Genomic DNA, 17,973 nt, shown 5'->3' on the forward strand with positions numbered 1-17,973 from the left:
TCACTGAAAGTGCAGTCCTGATTCACATCTGTTCCTGCCCCGGGGCTTCTTCATTCATTTGCTTTTTATAAGGAATAATATCATGACAACCTTTTCGCATAGCTCCACCACACCTTCTGTTTCCGTAACCACTGCATCAGGGAATAACCATCCTCAGCTGGTTGCCACTCCCGTCCCTGATGAACAGCGCATCAGCTTCTGGCCGCAGCACTTTGGCCTCATTCCACAGTGGGTAACCCTGGAGCCCCGTGTCTTCGGCTGGATGGACCGTCTGTGTGAAGACTACTGGGGTGGTATTTGGAATCTGTACACCCTGAACAACGGTGGCGCATTTATAGCACCTGAACCGGATGAAGATGATGGAGAAACCTGGATACTGTTCAATGCCATGAACGGTAACCGCGCTGAAATGAGCCCGGAGGCTGCCGGCATTGCCGCCTGTCTGATGGCGTACAGTCATCACGCCTGTCGTACAGAGAATTATGCCATGACGGTCCATTATTATCGGTTGCGGGATTACGCCCTGCAGCATCCGGAATGCAGCGCCATTATGCGCATCATTGACTGAATGGAGGCAGGGACAATGCAGCAGCTTTCCTTTCTGCCCGGAGAGATGACGCCCGGCGAGCGCAGCCTCATTCAGCGGGCCCTGAAAACCCTGGACCGCCATCTTCATGAACCCGGCGTGGCCTTCACCTCCACCCGTGCGGCACGGGAATGGCTGATTCTGAACATGGCGGGACTGGAGCGTGAAGAATTCCGGGTGCTGTATCTGAACAACCAGAATCAGCTGATTGCCGGTGAAACCCTCTTCACCGGCACCATCAACCGCACGGAAGTCCATCCCCGGGAAGTGATTAAACGCGCCCTGTATCACAATGCCGCTGCCGTGGTGCTGGCGCACAATCACCCGTCCGGTGAAGTCACACCCAGTAAGGCAGACCGCCTTATCACGGAACGTCTGGTACAGGCACTGGGCCTGGTGGATATCCGGGTGCCGGACCATCTGATAGTCGGTGGCAACCAGGTTTTCTCCTTTGCCGAACACGGTCTGCTTTAACCCGTCACCGTCACAACTACATCACACTTGTTTTCACTTTTACCTTCTGTCTTCAGAGGTATCCCATCATGAAAATTATCACCCGTGGTGAAGCCATGCGTATTCACCAACAGCATCCTGCATCCCGTCTTTTTCCGTTCTGTACCGGTAAGTACCGCTGGCACGGCAGCGCTGAAGCGCATACCGGTCGTGAAGTGCAGGATATTCCCGGCGTGCTGGCTGTGTTTGCCGAACGCCGTAAGGACAGTTTTGGCCTGTATGTCCGGCTGATGAGCGTCACTCTGAACTGAGTCAGGAGAAATGATGAGCCGAATTTTCGCTGCCACCGGACCATTCTTAACTGATTTCTGTGAGGACTTTATCGTGTCAGACACACTGCCCGGGACAACGCATCCCGACAACAACAACCGCCCCTGGTGGGGGCTACCCTGCACCGTGATGCCCTGTTTCGGGGCACGTCTGGTGCAGGAGGGTAACCGGTTGCATTACCTTGCAGACCGCGCCGGTATCAGAGGCCGGTTCAGCGACGCGGATTCGTACCACCTGGACCAGGCCTTTCCGCTGCTGATGAAACAACCGGAGCTCATGCTCACCAGTGGTGAACTCAGCCCCCGCTATCAGCATACCGTCACGCTGTATGCGAAAGGACTGACCTGCGAAGCCGACACCTTCGGCTCCTGTGGTTACGTTTATCTGGCTGTTTATCCGACGCCCGAAACGAAAACGTAAACCACCAAGATAACCCTCTGCTCCGGCCAGGTGCTTTCATCACGCCACTTTCCCATTTTTCATCTCTGCATATCAGGAAAATCTTCAGTATGAAAACATTACCCGACACACACATACGGGAGGCATCGCACTGCCCGTCTCCCGTCACCATCTGGCAGACACTGCTCACCCGACTGCTGGACCAGCACTACGGCCTCGCGCTGAATGACACACCGTTCGCAGATGAACGTGTGATTGAGCAGCATATTGAAGCGGGCATTTCACTGTGTGATGCGGTGAACTTTCTCGTTGAAAAATACGCGCTGGTACGTACCGACCAGCCGGGATTCAGCGCAGGAGCCTCGTCGCAGTTAATCAACAGCATTGATATTCTCCGGGCTCGCCGGGCAACAGGCCTGATGACCAGCCACAACTACAGAACGGTGAACAATATCACCCTGGGTAAGCATCCGGAGGCGAAACGATGAAACTGACCCTGACGCTGGAAGCCGACAGCATTAACGTGCAGGCACTGAACATGGGGCGCATTGTCGTTGACGTCGATGGTGTTAATCTCGCTGAACTGATTAACAAAGTCGCTGAAAACGGTTATTCACTCCGCGTGGTGGATGAACGTGACGCTACCGAAACACCGGCGACTTCTGCCAGCTCTCATCAGTTGCCGGAAGACAATACAGTGATACAGAGCGTGATGCCATTAACCACTGAAACAGCGCTGGATATCCTCATTGCGTGGCTGCAGGACAATATCGACTGCGGGTCCGGAATTATTTTCGACAACGACGAGAATAAAACGGATTCAGTTACACTGTTACCCTGTATTAAACAGGCGCGACAGGATGTCCGTACCCTGCGCCATATGCAACTTCTGCACCAGAACCGGTGAATCTCACTCACCGCACTTCATTCCCCTGACGCCAGCCTGAACACGGCTGGCGTTTTCGTTTATAAACAAAAAGGAAAACCATTATTCCAGATATAAATGTATCCTGCCCGAAAGTGGATTCCGGGTATATTGATGTTATTTGCTCTACCAGTATCAGACATATTGAGACCGAATAAATCCCCGTATTACAGGAAAAAACGACTGACAACTAACTAAAACCTTAGCGCTAACAAAAAATTATAAATAAAAGCACTATTAAACAGAGCATGAAACCAGGATACTGCCGCAGTTATTACCCGCCATATCATTCGGAATGACCGGTTCATCCTGATCAGGCATTTCAAAACAAACAAAAACAATTAAAATGACCACATAAAACAAACATCTCAAACCTATAAGCCCCCACAACCTTTTCACTATTTATATTAAAAGTTAAAACATTAGTATCTTTAACACCTGAATAAGAAAACATGGAGATACCGAAAGACAAAACAAGCACCAGTATGCGAAGAATGTCTTCGCGGACGCATTATTAACAAAAGCAAAACCAAGCATCAACACGAGCAACAAAAAAATAACACAGCCAGAAATAAATAGCTCGCAAACCAGTTTTGCGCAGCGAATAACTATTCACAACACATGACGCATACTGAATATCAATACGCCATTTCTAAAAATACTCACCCAAACATTATTACATTTACTGAAATTTGTATTTTTTAACAAAACACTGTATTATCCCAGCGTTTAATACTGTCCAGTATATAACAACGCTTATAAACATCTACTAACGTAGTAAACTATTTTTATACTTACACATCCAGCCAGTTATAATTACTGAGGTTATCTATGTTGCCTTCTGTTTACAAAAAGAAAAACAAGAAACACTTCGGAAGTTCCCCCTCCCGTTTAACGCTTTTATCAACCATAATTGGCGCTTTATTATCAAATGCTTATGCCTCGACCTCTTCTGAGAAAATCGACCTTAATGGAAAAGAACAAATCGAGACATCTGATATAGATATTGATACAGGTGTAAAAATTGGCAAAAATGGATATGCCGTATCCGTTCAAAACTCAGGAAAATTAACTACTGAAGGGAATGTTAAACTATCTACAGCTGGAAAAAATGCGTTTGCCATCTCCGTTTCAAATAACTCATCCCTGACCATTACTAATGGTGCATCTATTGCAACAAGCGGTAAAAATGCTACTGGTATCAATATTGAAAACTCAAACGGCTTAATCGAAGGGGGCAATATTATAACCTCTGGTGATAATGCCAGAGGCGTTGTGATTTCTGGTGAAAACAGTCAGTTCTCAATTAATAATTCAATCATTACAACTCAAGGAGAGAACAGCAATGCGTTTCTGTGGGGAGCTCGCGGTATCTCAGCCGAAAACAAAGGCTCTGTTTCTGTAAATAACACCCAAATTAAAACTGAAGGTTCAGGGGCTTTTGGCGTATTTACATCATCTGGTGCTTCAGTTGAGCTAATGGATACAAAAATCACTACATCTGGTAAAAATGCCTATGGATTACGTTCAGATGGAGTGAATTCTACAATCACTGCCTCAAAAGGGCTTCAGATTGTTACTTCCGGCAACCTGGCCCATGCAGTATCTTCTTTGAATAATGGACATATAAATCTTGGAACAGGCGCTTCCATTGAAACTAAGGGAGAGCAAGCTGACGCAATCCAAATCACCGGAAATAACGGTGGAACATTAACTGGTGATAATGTTTCAATCCAAACCACTGGCTATGCTGCGAAAGGGATATACGTTGCAGCCATCTCTCCTTCTGATTCATCCCCTGAATCACATGCAGTTCTAACAGGATCATCAACGATCTATACATCGGGTGACGATTCAATTGCCATATGGGGGCATGGAAAAACCGCCCATATTGACGTTGAAAAGGTTGCCATTAACACCATTGGTAATTATGCATACGGTATAAATGCACAAAATAATGCTACTGTAAATGCCAGTACAGCTCAGATTACCACTGGTGGAAGCAGGTCATATGGTGTGGTAGCAAATGATGGTGGAAAAATCACGCTTGGTACCGGAAGCTCGATTACAACAAGTGGTGATTACTCTCATGGGTTGTGGGCAAGTGATAGTAATACAGTTATTCAGGGTGAAAACATATCTGTACACACATCGGGCAACGGTGCAGATTCAGTAGTTGCGACCGACAATGGTAAAGCTGAATTCAGCCAGAAAGATGGGGTAATAATTAGTGAAAAAGGAGCCAACTTTAGTGCATCCGGGGGTACTATTGTTGCCACATTAGACGGCAGTCAAATCATCAACAGCGGTACTTTCATTTTGTCAGCCAGTAATAATACTGGCTCCGGTGGAAATATTTCCGTTACAACCAAGAATGTTTCATTTAATGGCGATATCAGAGCAGATGAAAAGAGCTCTGCCAACCTTTCTTTAGAGAATTCACGCTGGACGGGAAGCGCATCAAATGGTGGTACTGTTAATTTAGACGAGAACAGTATCTGGAAGATGGCAGGTAACTCAGATATTGCTCAACTTAGCAACAATGGTTCTGTATATCTGGGGCAAAACGCCCAAAACACGCTAACAATAAATGGTGATTATACCAGTAAGAATGGTCACATCTATTTTTCAGGCATTCTCGGCGATGATGACTCATCAGTAGATAAATTAATTGTTAAAGGGAATACAGATGGTAAAACCTTTGTCACTGTAAAAGATATCGGAGGCGTTGGTGCACAGACACTTAATGGTATTGAGATTATCCATGTTGATGGTCAATCAAACGGAGAGTTTATCCAGAGCAACCGTATAGCTGCCGGTGCTTATGACTACACGCTGGGGCGTGGTCAGGGAAGCAACAGTGGTAACTGGTATCTGACCAGCGGTAAAAATACGCCGGAACCAACACCGACGCCTGACCCGGACTCTAAACCTGAACCTGCACCGGGTGGTTATGATAATGATCTTCGTCCGGAAGCCGGTTCCTATACGGCCAATATGGCTGCAGTAAACACCATGTTCGTGACCCGTCTTCATGAACGTCTAGGGCCGATGCAGTACACCGATATCATGACCGGTGAGACGAAAAATACCAGCATGTGGATGCGCCACGAAGGGGGGCATAACCGCTGGCGTGATGGTACAGGCCAGCTGAAAACACAGGGTAACCGTTATGTTGTTCAACTGGGGGGAGACATTGCACAGTGGGGCTGGGGAGAAACTGACCGCTGGCACCTTGGTGTTATGGCCGGTTACGGTAACGAGCATAACAACACGGACTCTGTGCGCACCGGATACCGCTCAAAAGGCAGTGTGAACGGATACAGCACAGGTCTGTATGCCACCTGGTTTGCCAACGATGAAACACATAACGGGGCTTATCTTGATACGTGGGCACAGTACGGCTGGTTTGACAACCATGTGAAAGGTGATGGACTGCCGGGCGAGTCCTGGAAATCAAAAGGCCTGACTGCTTCGCTGGAAACTGGTTATACCTGGAAAGCAGGTGAGTTCAGCGGCAGCCATGGCAGCCTGAATGAATGGTATGTTCAGCCTCAGGCACAGGTTGTCTGGATGGGTGTAAAAGCGGATGAACACCGTGAAAGCAACGGTACCCGTGTTGAGAACACCGGTGACGGTAACGTCCGTACCCGTCTGGGTGTAAAAACCTGGATTAAGGGACACAACAGAATGGACGACGGTAAATCCCGTGAGTTCCGTCCGTTCGTGGAGGTGAACTGGCTGCACAACACCCGTGAATTTGGTACCCGCATGAACGGCGTGACGGTACATCAGGACGGTGCCCGCAATATCGGGGAAGTGAAAGCCGGTGTTGAAGGGCAGATAAATGACCGTCTGAATCTGTGGGGTAATGTGGGTGTTCAGGCTGGTGACAAGGGGTACAGCGACACCTCAGCCATGCTGGGTGTGAAGTACACTTTCTGAGTACGGTGAATATCTGACAGACAGGAGCAGGCCACGGATGGCTGCACCTTATCTGAGACATAACCTGTTATGTATGCTTTTAACATACCTACTACATTTATCAGCATTACGACAGATGAAATCATTCCTGAGCTGAAACCGCAATAATGACGTCCACGGAAAAAACGTTATTCGTTTGGCTGAATGCTTCCCACTGCAACATATGGAAAGATATACGTCCCCTTCACCATCCAGTGGTGTTAACCTAGCATGCAGAAATCATCGGTTCTATCTGTATCAGCAACGTTCTGGTTATACGTAATAGCATAAGAAAGGTCGTGCGCACATCACGCTCAGGAAACCAAAGCTGGTTGACGGACTGAATGATATTATTGCAAAACACTATCCAGAAATGCTGCCTACAAGATAGCTTAATTTCTGACATAATCATTGCAGCAGGCCCCTCACAACCTGTAAGGCTAACTTACAAGTTCAGTAGACGGAATATTGCTGCTTTACTATAGTGACAGGAATCTCAAAGTGGCACAGAATCCCTCCTGCTCCACAAGCAAAATCATTTGGGGGCATAACAGGGGGCATCTAGAAAAATCAGTAAGATAAAATCCATTTATAACAATACAGTTAACCATCAAATACGACTCCTGTGATCTTCCGCCAATTTGCCTCTTCTGAACTCTCCCGACATTCACAAAACCTCTTCTATTTCCTTATATACCTGGCTTTATTTGTATCCTGAGGTCAACCGACTTCAACCTGCGGCACGTTATTTTTGGGGGGTCATTGGGGGTATCTTACCTGACTGATCTGGCCGCAATCACCGGGAAATCCTGTTCCCCGATGCTGCTTCATATCGACCTGGCTTTACCTGCGCTAATGAAACAACGGGAGCTGAAGCTGGCATTCCCTGGGATTTCTGGCTTACTACTGCGCCTGTTTTTCAACAAATCAACAGCAAGCAGGAGAGATCGTCCCCGGTATTGATCATGTCGATCGCTTTATCCATCCGCTGATTGATAATTGGCGAATGCAAGGTTTTCTCAGCAAGGCTCGCCACAATCTTCAGCACCGTTGCCTCATCTGGAGTGACTTCCAGCGATATCACACTCAGCAAATGCTTTGTGTAGAAATAGTCGAGGATCAAACGGTAAACCTGGCGCATAACCGTTGAGAAATCAGCCTCAGGAAAATGGCTGTGGTAAATTTTGTAGGTCAGTAAATTGCGCAATACATGCGGAGCGCTGAGGATAGATTCCTGGCAAAGCTGCTGCCACTGCTTGTCCAGAACTGCAAACTTGTCAGCCAGAACCTGCTTATCCGGGCTGTTTGCTACGTCTAAATACACTGCCATCTTTCGATGCGCATCAGCAATAATACGATCCCTGCTGCTCTTATTCGCGACAAGCGAACCCAATACCGTCAGCGCACGCACCTTCAATCCCACCGACTCCGTAGGCGTTGATTGACTCATCAGGCTAATACCTGCCGCCAGCTCGCTTAATAACTCCTGATGGTACTGTTCAGCCTGCACAAAATAGCGGTGCAGATCGAACTCAATACGCTGTAGGTAAACCATAAACTGTGCCAGCGCCATCAGATTCTCTTCAACGTTCAACGATGGCGACTGCAGGAGGTGCCAGGCAAAGAGATGCACAATCTGGTGGATCTGATTAACCGGCTGCCTGGCAGTGAAGGGGGTTTTCGCCTTCGCCAACAGCTCATCCTGTTCGTGCACTAACATGCTGTCGGCATCAAACAATACCAGTCGGGCTACTTCTGGACATGAGAGCACCATCGAATGGCGAGTTGTATCCGCGTAGTGCCTTTTGTTACGTGGATAAGTAGAACAGGTTTCTGAAAGCGCGTCTTCTCCCAGATCGCGATGAACCAGGCAGAGTTTATTTTCATCGAGAAACGGACACTGCCCCTGCGCGTCCAGTTTGATTATCGAATAGCGGCTTTTACCATTTCGCACCCGTAATAGATTCTCTTTCGCCAACTGGGCAATTTTCGGGTGTTGTTCGTTGAGGTAAGTATGATGGGTTTTCTTGTCGATGTGTATATTCCATCCCTGACAGCAGGAAATCAGGCAGTTGGGACCGACGCAGGAAAACTTCTTCACAAACTCGGGGGTTATTACTTTATGGATTTGCATAACATTCTTCGCGTTTAAAAAGCGAACAATAGCACGCTGTCAGAACAAAATGATAACGTCATAATCTGACGGTTTAACAAGTATTTCACCCGTTTCATAAATGTCGCCCCATCAAATGACTGGTTTACCTGAAGAACCATCCTCGCCATTTTTGCTATCATGCCTGCAACATAAACGACAAAACAGTATGCAGAGGAAAATATGAGTTCCACCAGAAAGGGAATGCTGAACGTTCTAATTGCCGCCGTTTTGTGGGGGAGTTCAGGGGTCTGCGCACAATACATCATGGAGCAAAGCCAGATGTCATCGCAGTTTCTTACCATGACGCGACTGATATTTGCCGGGTTTATTCTGCTGACACTCTCATTTGTCCACGGCGATAAAGTCTTCTCAATCATTAGAAATCATAAAGATGCCATCAGCCTGCTGATTTTTTCCATCGTTGGCGCGCTGACCGTCCAGCTTACTTTCTTACTGACCATCGAAAAATCCAATGCCGCTACAGCAACGGTGCTGCAATTTTTATCACCAACGATTATCGTGGCCTGGTTCTCACTAGTACGTAAATCACGCCCCGGCATTCTGGTATTTACCGCGATTTTGACCTCTCTCGTGGGCACCTTTTTGTTGGTCACCCACGGTAATCCGACATCGTTATCGATCTCTCCCGCCGCGCTGTTCTGGGGGATAGCTTCAGCCTTCGCTGCCGCATTCTATACAACATACCCCTCAACGCTCATTGCCCGTTACGGCACGCTGCCCGTCGTTGGCTGGAGTATGCTCATTGGTGGTCTGATCCTGCTACCTTTTTATGCCGGGCAAGGAACAAATTTCGTGGTTAATGGCAGCCTGATCCTGGCGTTTTTCTATCTGGTGGTAATTGGAACTTCACTGACCTTTAGTCTGTATTTGAAGGGCGCACAGTTAATTGGCGGGCCGAAAGCCAGCATTTTGAGTTGCGCAGAACCGTTAAGTAGCGCGCTGCTTTCTTTGCTGTTACTGGGGATCACCTTCACATTACCAGACTGGTTAGGGACACTATTGATTCTTTCATCAGTAATATTAATTTCTGTAGATTCCCGCCGCCGCGCCAGAAAAATTTAACTATCCAGCGCGGTACGGTTGATGATTACCAGCCCGGCACCGCGCCACCGTTAAAGATAGTTTCTGCCGCTTTAGCCACTTCCGGTGATTGATAAGATTGCAAAAATTCCTTCACATTTTCTGCATCCTTATTATCTGCCCGCGCCACCAGAATATTCACATACGGCGAATTTTTATCTTCAATAAAAACGCTGTCATGCACCGGGGAAAGCCCGGTTTGCTGAATATAAGTCGTGCTGATAATTGCCACATCCACTTTCGGATCATCCAGCACTCGCGGTAATTGTGCCCCTTCCAGCTCCATTATCTGCAAATGGCGCGGGTTCCCGGTAATATCCAGCGCCGTTGGCAGTAAACCTTTTCCCTCTTGCAGGGTGATCAGTTTCTCTTTTTGCAGCAGTAACAGCGCACGCCCCAGATTGGTCGGATCATTCGGAATTGCTACTGTCGCCCCATCTTCTAGCTGATCGACCGTTTTGATTTTTTTCGAATAACCAGCCATCGGGAAGACAAAGGTATTTCCCACCGCCACCAGCTTGTAACCATGAGCCTGATTATCCTGTTCAAGGAAAGGGCGATGCTGGAAAACGTTGGCATCCAGTTCACCATGATTTGTTGCATCATTAGGCAGCAATGAGCCACTAAATCCTACCAGTTCAACCTCAAGGCCATACTTCTCTTTGGCCACTTTTTTAGCGACTTCCGCCACATCCTGTTCAGCACCGTTAATTACGCCAACTTTAATGTGTTTTGTATCGCTGCTTTGCTGGTCGCAGCCTGCCAGCAAGATCCCCGCCAGTAATAATGCAGCCCCTGTCCGTAGATGATGTGTTGTCAGTTTCATTTTTTATCCTTTTATTAATGATTACCTGACTATAGCGGTAAGGTCGCTGCGGTTTAAAAAACGAAACGCTATCGATAAGAATAAAAAGGAATAAAAGAGGCATATAAGGTCTGGCACTTCTTACTGACTACACAAGCGCGTTTCGTACAGCATGATGAGAGCGAATAAAGCAAACTACACTTATGCTTTATTCGATGCGCATTTGTAAGAGGTTGAATCCATGAAATCAACGACACTACTGCTTATTTTCACCGTTTTTACTGTGCCAGATATCGTATACGCCGAGTCACCTTTTAGCTCATTACAATCCGCAAAAGAGAAAAATACGGTATTGCAGGATTTGCGGAAAATTTGCACCCCACAGGCTTCATTGTCAGATGAAGCATGGGAAAAGTTAATGTTGTCAGATGAAGGCAATAAACAACACATACGCGAAGCCATCGTGGCGATGGAGCGTAATAATCAGAATAACTACTGGGAAGCGTTGGGTCGGGTAGAATGCCCGGATATGTAAGAGTGGCAATGACCTCTGACTAACGCCTCTTTAACCTGACATCAGGATTTCTTCATTTTCACCTTTGCGGTAACCAACAGTGCGGTAAGCAACATCAACGTACCGGACAATATTAACGGCGAAGTCAGGCCAATGTTATCCAACGCATAACCGCCGATTGCCGCGCCACAGGTATTGGCAAGCTGAATAACGGCCACCTGAATAGACCCGGCTTTTTCTGCTTGATCAGCCAGTGAGCGGGTGATCCACGTTGACCAGCCAACGGGAATTAAAGCAAAGGTCAGCCCCCAGATAATCGCCACGCCGGTAGCAACAATTTTATCGCTTCCCCACAACACCAGTATCAGCGCGCTAAAGGCGAGCACTAACGGTGCGCCCGCTAAGGCCAGTTTTACCGAACATTTAAGAATGATCGACGAAAGCGATGTACCGACAAAGCTGGCGAGACCAAAACTCAGCAGTACCAGCGTTAAGCCATCTACGCCGAATCCCGCCAGATTCATATACACAGGGCGAATATAAGTGAAGAAAGCGAATTGCCCCGCAAAGGACATAAAGATAGCGATCATCCCGGCCATCACCCCCGGACGCTGCAACAGGCGGAAGGTATTTTGCTTCTGATGTGACGGTTCGCCAGGCAGTGAGGGCAATGATTTAATAATCCAGAAAATACACAGAACGCCCATCACTGCCGCCGCGTTAAAGACATTGCGCCAGCCGATAAGCTCGCCTAAAAAGCTGCCTAACGGCGCGGCAATCACCAGCGCGATAGAAACGGCACCGAAGATCACCGACAGAGCCTTCGGCACCATTCGAGGCGGCACCAGCCGCATGGTCAGCGACGCTGACATTGCCCAGAACCCACCCAGCGCCAGTCCCAGACAAGCGCGGCCGATTAACAACATCCTGAAGGAACTGGCAAAGGAAACCAGCAAGCAAGAGAGCGTCAGCAAAACGGCAAATAAAATAACAACGTAGCGACGGTCAGTGGCCTGAATTGTCTGGGTAATAAACAAACTGGCAAACATCGCTACAAAGGCGGTAACAGTCACCGATTGTCCGGCAACCCCTTCCGAAATACCTAAATCCTGAGCCATTGGCGTCAATAAACTGACAGGCAAAAACTCAACGATAATCAGGCAGGCGACGCAAAACGCCACCGAGAAAACGGCTGACCAGTTCGGTCGGCTGATGGCACCCGCGCCGCGGTTTTCTGTAATAAATTCATTCATGGTGTTACTCGAGGCATGTTTCAGGGGAAAAGCCGACCACTTTAACATTGAAATGTGTGATGCATTTAACGTTTTTGCAACTTTTACGGTGTCGCATGAGGTAGGGGTAAGATTGAAACGGAACAAGACAAAGATTGCCGGATGCGGCGTGAACGCCTTATCCGTACTCGGTCTGTAGGCCTGATAAGACGCGCCAGCGTCGCATCAGGCAAAGCGGTTTTAATGCAGCCAGTGAACGCCCTCAGTAGGCTGAAAAAACGCGTTATAGCGCATCTGGAAAGCGGTAATTTCCTGCATTTCAGGCTCTGTCTCTCGTAGAAAACCCAGCGCCAGCCTCACCTGTGCATCGGTAATGGGTGCGGCGAGACGGGCTTTTTGCAAAATTCGATGCCACTGATGCAGGTTCTGTTCACTGCCATCGACAATGACAATTTGCCAGATGAGCAACACCTGCGCGGCGTTTTGCAAGTGCGACTCATCCGGGCGATGCAGATAACGTAAAAATTCGTCACCGGCTAATTTTCCCATCTGATCGACCATCGATTCGACAGGCACCACACCAATATTCAGCCGATCGCTCAGGCGGCGAATCGCTTTTCTGGCCCCGGATGTCAGCACCCGAAAACCAACCACAAACACCACCGCCAACGTGGCAAGCATTATCCAGATCATGAGTTCTCCTGCGTAAACGGCACTCATGATATCTGGAAACACTTATCAGATACTAATCCACCAGGATGATTTTCAACGCAAATAGCGCCGCTACCACCACCACACACAGGTTCAGATCGCGCCAGCGCCCGGTGCACACTTTCATGATGCAGTACGACATAAAGCCCAGCGCGATACCTTCAGTAATTGAAAAGGTAAAAGGCATCATTACCGTGGTAATAAATGCGGGCACCGATTCGGTAAAATCATCCCAGTTAACGCGCGCCAGACTTGAAGTCATCAACACACCAACAAAGATTAACGCCCCGGCGGTTGCGTAAGGAGGAACCATCGCCACCAGCGGCGAGAAAAACATAACCAGCAGGAACATAACGCCGACCACTACCGCAGTCAGCCCCGTGCGACCACCGACCGCCACACCAGAAGTACTTTCAATATAGGCGGTAACAGAAGAGGTGCCGATAAACGCGCCAGCCACCGAACTGACGCTATCGACATACAGCGCCTTATTCATATTCGGGAATTTACCGTGACTATCTATTAAGCCAGCTTTATCAGTTACGCCAATTAATGTTCCTGATGAATCAAATAGGTTGATCAACATAAAGGAGAAAATGATACCGGCCAGTTCAAGCGACAATGCTCCGCTCAAATCAACTTCACCAATAACACCGCTAATATCAGGTGGAATGGAATAGATGCCGCTAAAATGAACATCACCAAAAAATAATCCACAGCAGGAAGTAACAACAATAGAAACCAACACCGCGGCGTGAAAATTACGTGATGACAACACGGTTATAATAAAAAAACCTAAAATACCCAACAACACACCATGAGAACTTAAATCACCAATCATCACCAGCGTATCTTTATTGGCGACAATAACACCGGTGTTTTTTAATCCCATTAAGGCAATAAATAACCCGATGCCACTGGTGATACCAATACGTAAACTTAACGGAATGTTAGATATCATCCAGTAACGTATACGAAAAAGCGTGAGCAAAAATAGCCCTATTGCGCCCCAGAATATAGCGCCCATACCGGTCTGCCAGGAGATGCCCATTGCCCCCACCACCACAAACGCAAAGAAGGCATTCAGCCCCATTGCTGGAGCCAGCGCTACGGGTAAGTTAGCAAATATCCCCATCGCAATGCTGCCGATACCGGCAATCAGACAGGTGGTGACAAACACCACTTTCGGATCCATTTGCGCCGCACCGAGAATTTGCGGGTTAACGAAAACGATGTACACCATGGTTAAAAAAGTGGTCATCCCTGCAATCAATTCTGTGCGGACGGTGGTCCCATGTTGCGGCAGTTTAAATAATCGCGAAAGCGTCCCTGATTCATTACTCACGTAATCGATATTGTCATTATTCATTTTTTTGTCCATTGAAGGAGATTTAATTCCTTGCTTTTGTAAAACAAATGACAACAACGGTTCAGTGATAATTATCACATTTCAATTGCACATTAATGGATATTCTTTAATAATCTCGCGACGTTTCTTTATGATAAATAATAATCAAACTGATAAAATCAAAATGAGAAAAACATGAATAATTCTATTAGCCATAAATTTCATCACATTAGTCGGGGCGAATACCAGGAATTGTTAGCCGTATCCCGTGGAGAAGCCGTTGCCGATTATATTATTGATAATGTCTCTATTCTGGATCTGATCAATGGCGGAGAAATTTCCGGCCCGATTGTGATTAAAGGGCGTTACATTGCCGGTGTTGGCGCAGAATACGCCGACGCTCCGGCTTTGCATCGAATTGATGCTAACGGCGCAACGGCAGTGCCGGGGTTTATTGATGCTCACCTGCATATTGAATCCAGCATGATGACACCAGTCACCTTTGAAACCGCCACCCTGCCGCGTGGCCTGACAACCGTCATTTGCGACCCTCATGAAATCGTCAACGTCATGGGTGAAGCCGGATTCGCCTGGTTTGCCCGCTGCGCTGAACAGGCAAGGCAGAATCAGTATTTGCAGGTCAGTTCTTGCGTTCCCGCCCTGGAAGGCTGCGATGTAAACGGTGCCAGTTTTACCCTCGAACAGATGCTCACCTGGCGGGATCATCCGCAGGTTACCGGTCTGGCCGAGATGATGGACTATCCAGGCGTGATTAGCGGCCAAAATGCGCTACTCGATAAACTGGACGCGTTTCGCCATCTGACGCTGGACGGTCACTGTCCCGGTTTGGGTGGTAAAGAACTTAACGCTTATATTGCTGCGGGTATTGAAAACTGCCACGAAAGTTATCTGCTGGAAGAAGGTCGCCGGAAATTACAACTCGGTATGTCGTTGATGATCCGCGAAGGGTCCGCCGCCCGCAATCTCAATGCACTGGCACCGTTGATCAACGAATTTAACAGCCCGCAATGCATGCTCTGTACCGATGACCGTAACCCGTGGGAAATTGCCCATGAAGGGCATATCGACGCCTTAATCCGCCGCCTGATCGAACAACACAATGTGCCGCTGCATGTGGCATATCGTGTAGCCAGTTGGTCGACGGCGCGTCATTTTGGTCTTAATCATCTCGGTTTACTGGCACCAGGCAAACAGGCCGATATCGTTCTGCTAAGTGACGCGCGTAAGGTCACAGTACAACAGGTACTGGTGAAAGGCGAACCGATTGACGCACAAACCTTACAGGCACAAGAGTCGGTAAGACTGGCGCAATCTGCCCCGCCGTATGGCAATACCATTGCCCGCCAGCCAGTTTCCGCCAGCGACTTTGCGCTGCAATTTACTCCCGGAAAACGCTATCGTGTCATTGACGTTATTCATAACGAACTGATTACGCACTCCCGCTCCTGCGTTTACAGCGAAAACGGTTTTGATCGCGATGATGTGTGCTTTATTGCCGTGCTTGAGCGCTACGGACAACGACTGGCTCCGGCCTGTGGTTTGCTCGGCGGCTTTGGCCTGAACGAAGGCGCGATGGCGGCGACGGTCAGCCATGACAGCCATAATATTGTGGTGATCGGTCGTAGCACCGAAGAAATGGCGCTGGCAGTGAATCAGGTTATTCAGGACGGCGGTGGGCTTTGCGTAGTACGTAACGGTCAGGTACAGAGCCACCTGCCGTTGCCCATTGCCGGGCTGATGAGCACCGACACAGCGCAGTCACTGGCGGAACAAATTGACGCATTGAAAGTCGCCGCCCGTGAATGTGGTCCACTACCGGATGAACCGTTTATTCAGATGGCATTTCTTTCCCTGCCAGTGATCCCCGCGCTGAAACTGACCAGCCAGGGTTTGTTTGATGGCGAGACGTTTTCCTTCACTACGCTTGAGATCGCGGAATAAAAAAAGCCCGGCATCATGCCGGGCAAAAGTCACCAGTTACGTTTATGCCACTGTCAACTGCTGAATTTTTTTCTCGCGGCGGATTTTGCGTTCTTCCATCACCGCGACTATCGCCATCAGGCAGATACAGCCAATTGCGGCGATATCCAGCGCGGCGAAGGTTCCAGCCCAGCCGGTAAGGCCGAATACCGGAGTACCATCGGCAATCATCCCCAGACCTAACTTGGCAAAGCTGTCACCAATCAGGTAGGCGAAGGTGCCTTTAATCCCGTCGGCAGCGCCGATCGCTTTTTTCGGTACAAAGCCAACAGCCGCCACGCCAATCAACAGTTGCGGACCAAATACCAAGAAACCTAATGCAAAGAGAGAAGCCAGGTAGATGTATTGATTGCTGGCGTGCTGATACACACCGAGTGTCGCGATAATCAGTGCCAGCGCGATGCAGGCCACCAGGCCACGGCGACCATTCGCCAGGTCGGAGAGCCAGCCCCACAGCAGCGTACCGACCAGTGCGCCTGCTTCAAACAGCGTAAAGCCCTGAATCGCTACCGCTTTAGAGAGTTTGAGTTCCTGGAAAGCGTAGACGGTTGACCACTGGTCGATACCAATACGCACCACGTACAGGAAGATGTTGGCGAAGCACAGCAGCCAGATCACTTTGTTTTTCAAAACATATTCGACAAAGATCTGCCACTTGGTCATATCCGTGGATTCCGTCTCTTTGTCCTCTTCGCTGATCTCTTCACCGAACAGTTCTTCGGCTTTGCCAAGACCATAAGCTTCAGGGGAGTCACTTCCGTAACGCAGACCGATAAAACCGACAATCAGTGCAATAATCGACGGGAAAATAAACATGCCAATCACGTGGCCATCGAACAGGTAATTTGCGCCGAACAGCGCCACACCCGCCGCACCCGCGCCGCCGAGGTTGTGGGAAATGTTCCAGAAACCGAGGAACGTCCCGCGCTTACGACGCGGCGTCCATTTGGTGATGGTGGAGTAACTGCACGAACCGCCGGTGCTCTGGAAAAAGCCGCTTAAGGCGTAGAAAGCAATCATCAGGAACAGGCTAACCGAGCCGCTGCCCATACTGGCGCTGAACCCCAGCATACAAATAGCTGAAAGGATCAGCATGAATGGCAGGAACTGCTTAGTATTTTTGCCGTCAGCGTAATAGGAAACCAGCGTTTTACCCACGCCATAGGTGATGGAGAAGCCCAGTCCTATCATCCCCAACTGCGTCATGCTCAGCCCGTAGGTGGAGATCATGTCGTTCTGCGCAATGTTAAAGTTCTTACGAATCAGGTACATCGTCAGGTAGCCAATAAAGACCACCAGGTAGGATTGCATGAACGGTTTGAACCACATTTTGCGCCGCACTTCGAGCGGAAGATCCAGAGTCGGCTTGCGAACCTGGTTGAGGAAAGCCAGCATGGGTTACTCCTGAAATGAATACCTGCGTGAGGTATTCATTGTAAAAATCAGCAGC

The 17,973-nt window shown here is 48.5% G+C and carries 15 protein-coding genes and 3 pseudogenes; 12 read left to right on the plus strand and 6 right to left on the minus strand.

Going from position 1 to position 17,973, the window contains the following annotated elements; all coding sequences use genetic code 11:
- Positions 1–82: 82 nt before the first annotated feature.
- From C0K55_RS17360 to C0K55_RS17400, 9 genes and pseudogenes are all read left to right on the plus strand, one after another.
- Positions 83–568 carry an antirestriction protein gene (locus tag C0K55_RS17360; RefSeq protein WP_105266302.1) on the plus strand — a complete coding sequence of 162 codons (486 nt, stop codon included), beginning with the start codon at positions 83–85 and terminating at the stop codon, positions 566–568.
- A 15-nt stretch (positions 569–583) separates the two neighbouring features.
- The gene (locus tag C0K55_RS17365) at positions 584–1,060 is read left to right on the plus strand and encodes a JAB domain-containing protein (protein WP_001186773.1); all 477 of its coding nucleotides are present in this window, start codon (positions 584–586) and stop codon (positions 1,058–1,060) included.
- Between the two features lie 68 nt (positions 1,061–1,128).
- The gene (locus tag C0K55_RS17370; RefSeq protein WP_105266301.1) at positions 1,129–1,350 is read left to right on the plus strand and encodes a DUF987 domain-containing protein; all 222 of its coding nucleotides are present in this window, start codon (positions 1,129–1,131) and stop codon (positions 1,348–1,350) included.
- Positions 1,351–1,423: 73 nt separating this feature from the next.
- The gene (locus tag C0K55_RS17375) at positions 1,424–1,789 is read left to right on the plus strand and encodes a type IV toxin-antitoxin system YeeU family antitoxin (protein WP_105266310.1); all 366 of its coding nucleotides are present in this window, start codon (positions 1,424–1,426) and stop codon (positions 1,787–1,789) included.
- Between the two features lie 89 nt (positions 1,790–1,878).
- Complete coding sequence (locus C0K55_RS17380; protein WP_000854681.1) at positions 1,879–2,256, plus strand: TA system toxin CbtA family protein; 378 nt, start codon at positions 1,879–1,881, stop codon at positions 2,254–2,256.
- Positions 2,253–2,415: pseudogene (locus C0K55_RS17385) on the plus strand (DUF5983 family protein); the annotation flags it as partial. The gene C0K55_RS17380 and the pseudogene C0K55_RS17385, both read left to right, overlap by 4 nt.
- Before the next feature lie 62 nt (positions 2,416–2,477).
- Complete coding sequence (locus C0K55_RS17390) at positions 2,478–2,675, plus strand: DUF957 domain-containing protein (protein WP_105266309.1); 198 nt, start codon at positions 2,478–2,480, stop codon at positions 2,673–2,675.
- Between the two features lie 849 nt (positions 2,676–3,524).
- On the plus strand, positions 3,525–6,638 hold the full coding sequence (locus C0K55_RS26660; protein ID WP_236942247.1) for an autotransporter outer membrane beta-barrel domain-containing protein: 3,114 nt from the start codon (positions 3,525–3,527) through the stop codon (positions 6,636–6,638).
- A 307-nt stretch (positions 6,639–6,945) separates the two neighbouring features.
- Positions 6,946–7,047: pseudogene (locus tag C0K55_RS17400) on the plus strand (DUF4942 domain-containing protein); the annotation flags it as partial.
- Positions 7,048–7,575: 528 nt separating this feature from the next.
- Here the strand turns inward: C0K55_RS17400 and fliB are convergent.
- The gene (gene fliB, locus C0K55_RS17410; protein ID WP_105266300.1) at positions 7,576–8,790 is read right to left on the minus strand and encodes a flagellin lysine-N-methylase; all 1,215 of its coding nucleotides are present in this window, start codon (positions 8,788–8,790) and stop codon (positions 7,576–7,578) included.
- Positions 8,791–8,991: 201 nt separating this feature from the next.
- Between fliB and C0K55_RS17420 the strand changes: the two are divergent.
- Positions 8,992–9,916 (plus strand): annotated as a pseudogene (locus tag C0K55_RS17420) (carboxylate/amino acid/amine transporter).
- A 3-nt stretch (positions 9,917–9,919) separates the two neighbouring features.
- Here C0K55_RS17420 and nlpA read toward each other — a convergent pair.
- A complete protein-coding gene (nlpA, locus tag C0K55_RS17425; RefSeq protein WP_000779416.1) occupies positions 9,920–10,738 on the minus strand; it encodes a lipoprotein NlpA in 819 nt (272 codons plus the stop codon).
- Between the two features lie 220 nt (positions 10,739–10,958).
- On the opposite strand from nlpA, the gene yicS reads away from it, so the two are divergent.
- Positions 10,959–11,252, plus strand: coding sequence for a protein YicS (gene yicS / locus C0K55_RS17430; RefSeq protein WP_000843473.1), 294 nt, complete (start codon positions 10,959–10,961; stop codon positions 11,250–11,252).
- 41 nt (positions 11,253–11,293) lie between these two features.
- Here the strand turns inward: yicS and nepI are convergent, their stop codons facing one another.
- The 3 genes from nepI to adeQ form a co-directional block, all read right to left on the minus strand.
- A complete protein-coding gene (gene nepI, locus C0K55_RS17435) occupies positions 11,294–12,484 on the minus strand; it encodes a purine ribonucleoside efflux pump NepI (RefSeq protein ID WP_105266299.1) in 1,191 nt (396 codons plus the stop codon).
- Positions 12,485–12,703: 219 nt separating this feature from the next.
- Positions 12,704–13,156, minus strand: a complete 453-nt coding sequence (locus C0K55_RS17445) for a DUF1198 domain-containing protein (protein ID WP_105266298.1) — start codon at positions 13,154–13,156, stop codon at positions 12,704–12,706.
- Between the two features lie 52 nt (positions 13,157–13,208).
- On the minus strand, positions 13,209–14,543 hold the full coding sequence (adeQ, locus tag C0K55_RS17450; protein WP_105266307.1) for an adenine permease AdeQ: 1,335 nt from the start codon (positions 14,541–14,543) through the stop codon (positions 13,209–13,211).
- Positions 14,544–14,717: 174 nt separating this feature from the next.
- Between adeQ and adeD the strand changes: the two genes are divergently transcribed.
- Positions 14,718–16,484, plus strand: coding sequence for an adenine deaminase (gene adeD, locus C0K55_RS17455; protein ID WP_061090988.1), 1,767 nt, complete (start codon positions 14,718–14,720; stop codon positions 16,482–16,484).
- A gap of 42 nt (positions 16,485–16,526) precedes the next feature.
- Here the strand turns inward: adeD and uhpT are convergent, their stop codons facing one another.
- Positions 16,527–17,918, minus strand: a complete 1,392-nt coding sequence (gene uhpT / locus C0K55_RS17460) for a hexose-6-phosphate:phosphate antiporter (protein WP_000879190.1) — start codon at positions 17,916–17,918, stop codon at positions 16,527–16,529.
- Positions 17,919–17,973 lie beyond the last annotated feature (55 nt).

The sequence above is a fragment of the Escherichia sp. MOD1-EC6098 genome (assembly GCF_002965865.1).
GTDB classification, from domain to species: domain Bacteria; phylum Pseudomonadota; class Gammaproteobacteria; order Enterobacterales; family Enterobacteriaceae; genus Escherichia; species Escherichia marmotae.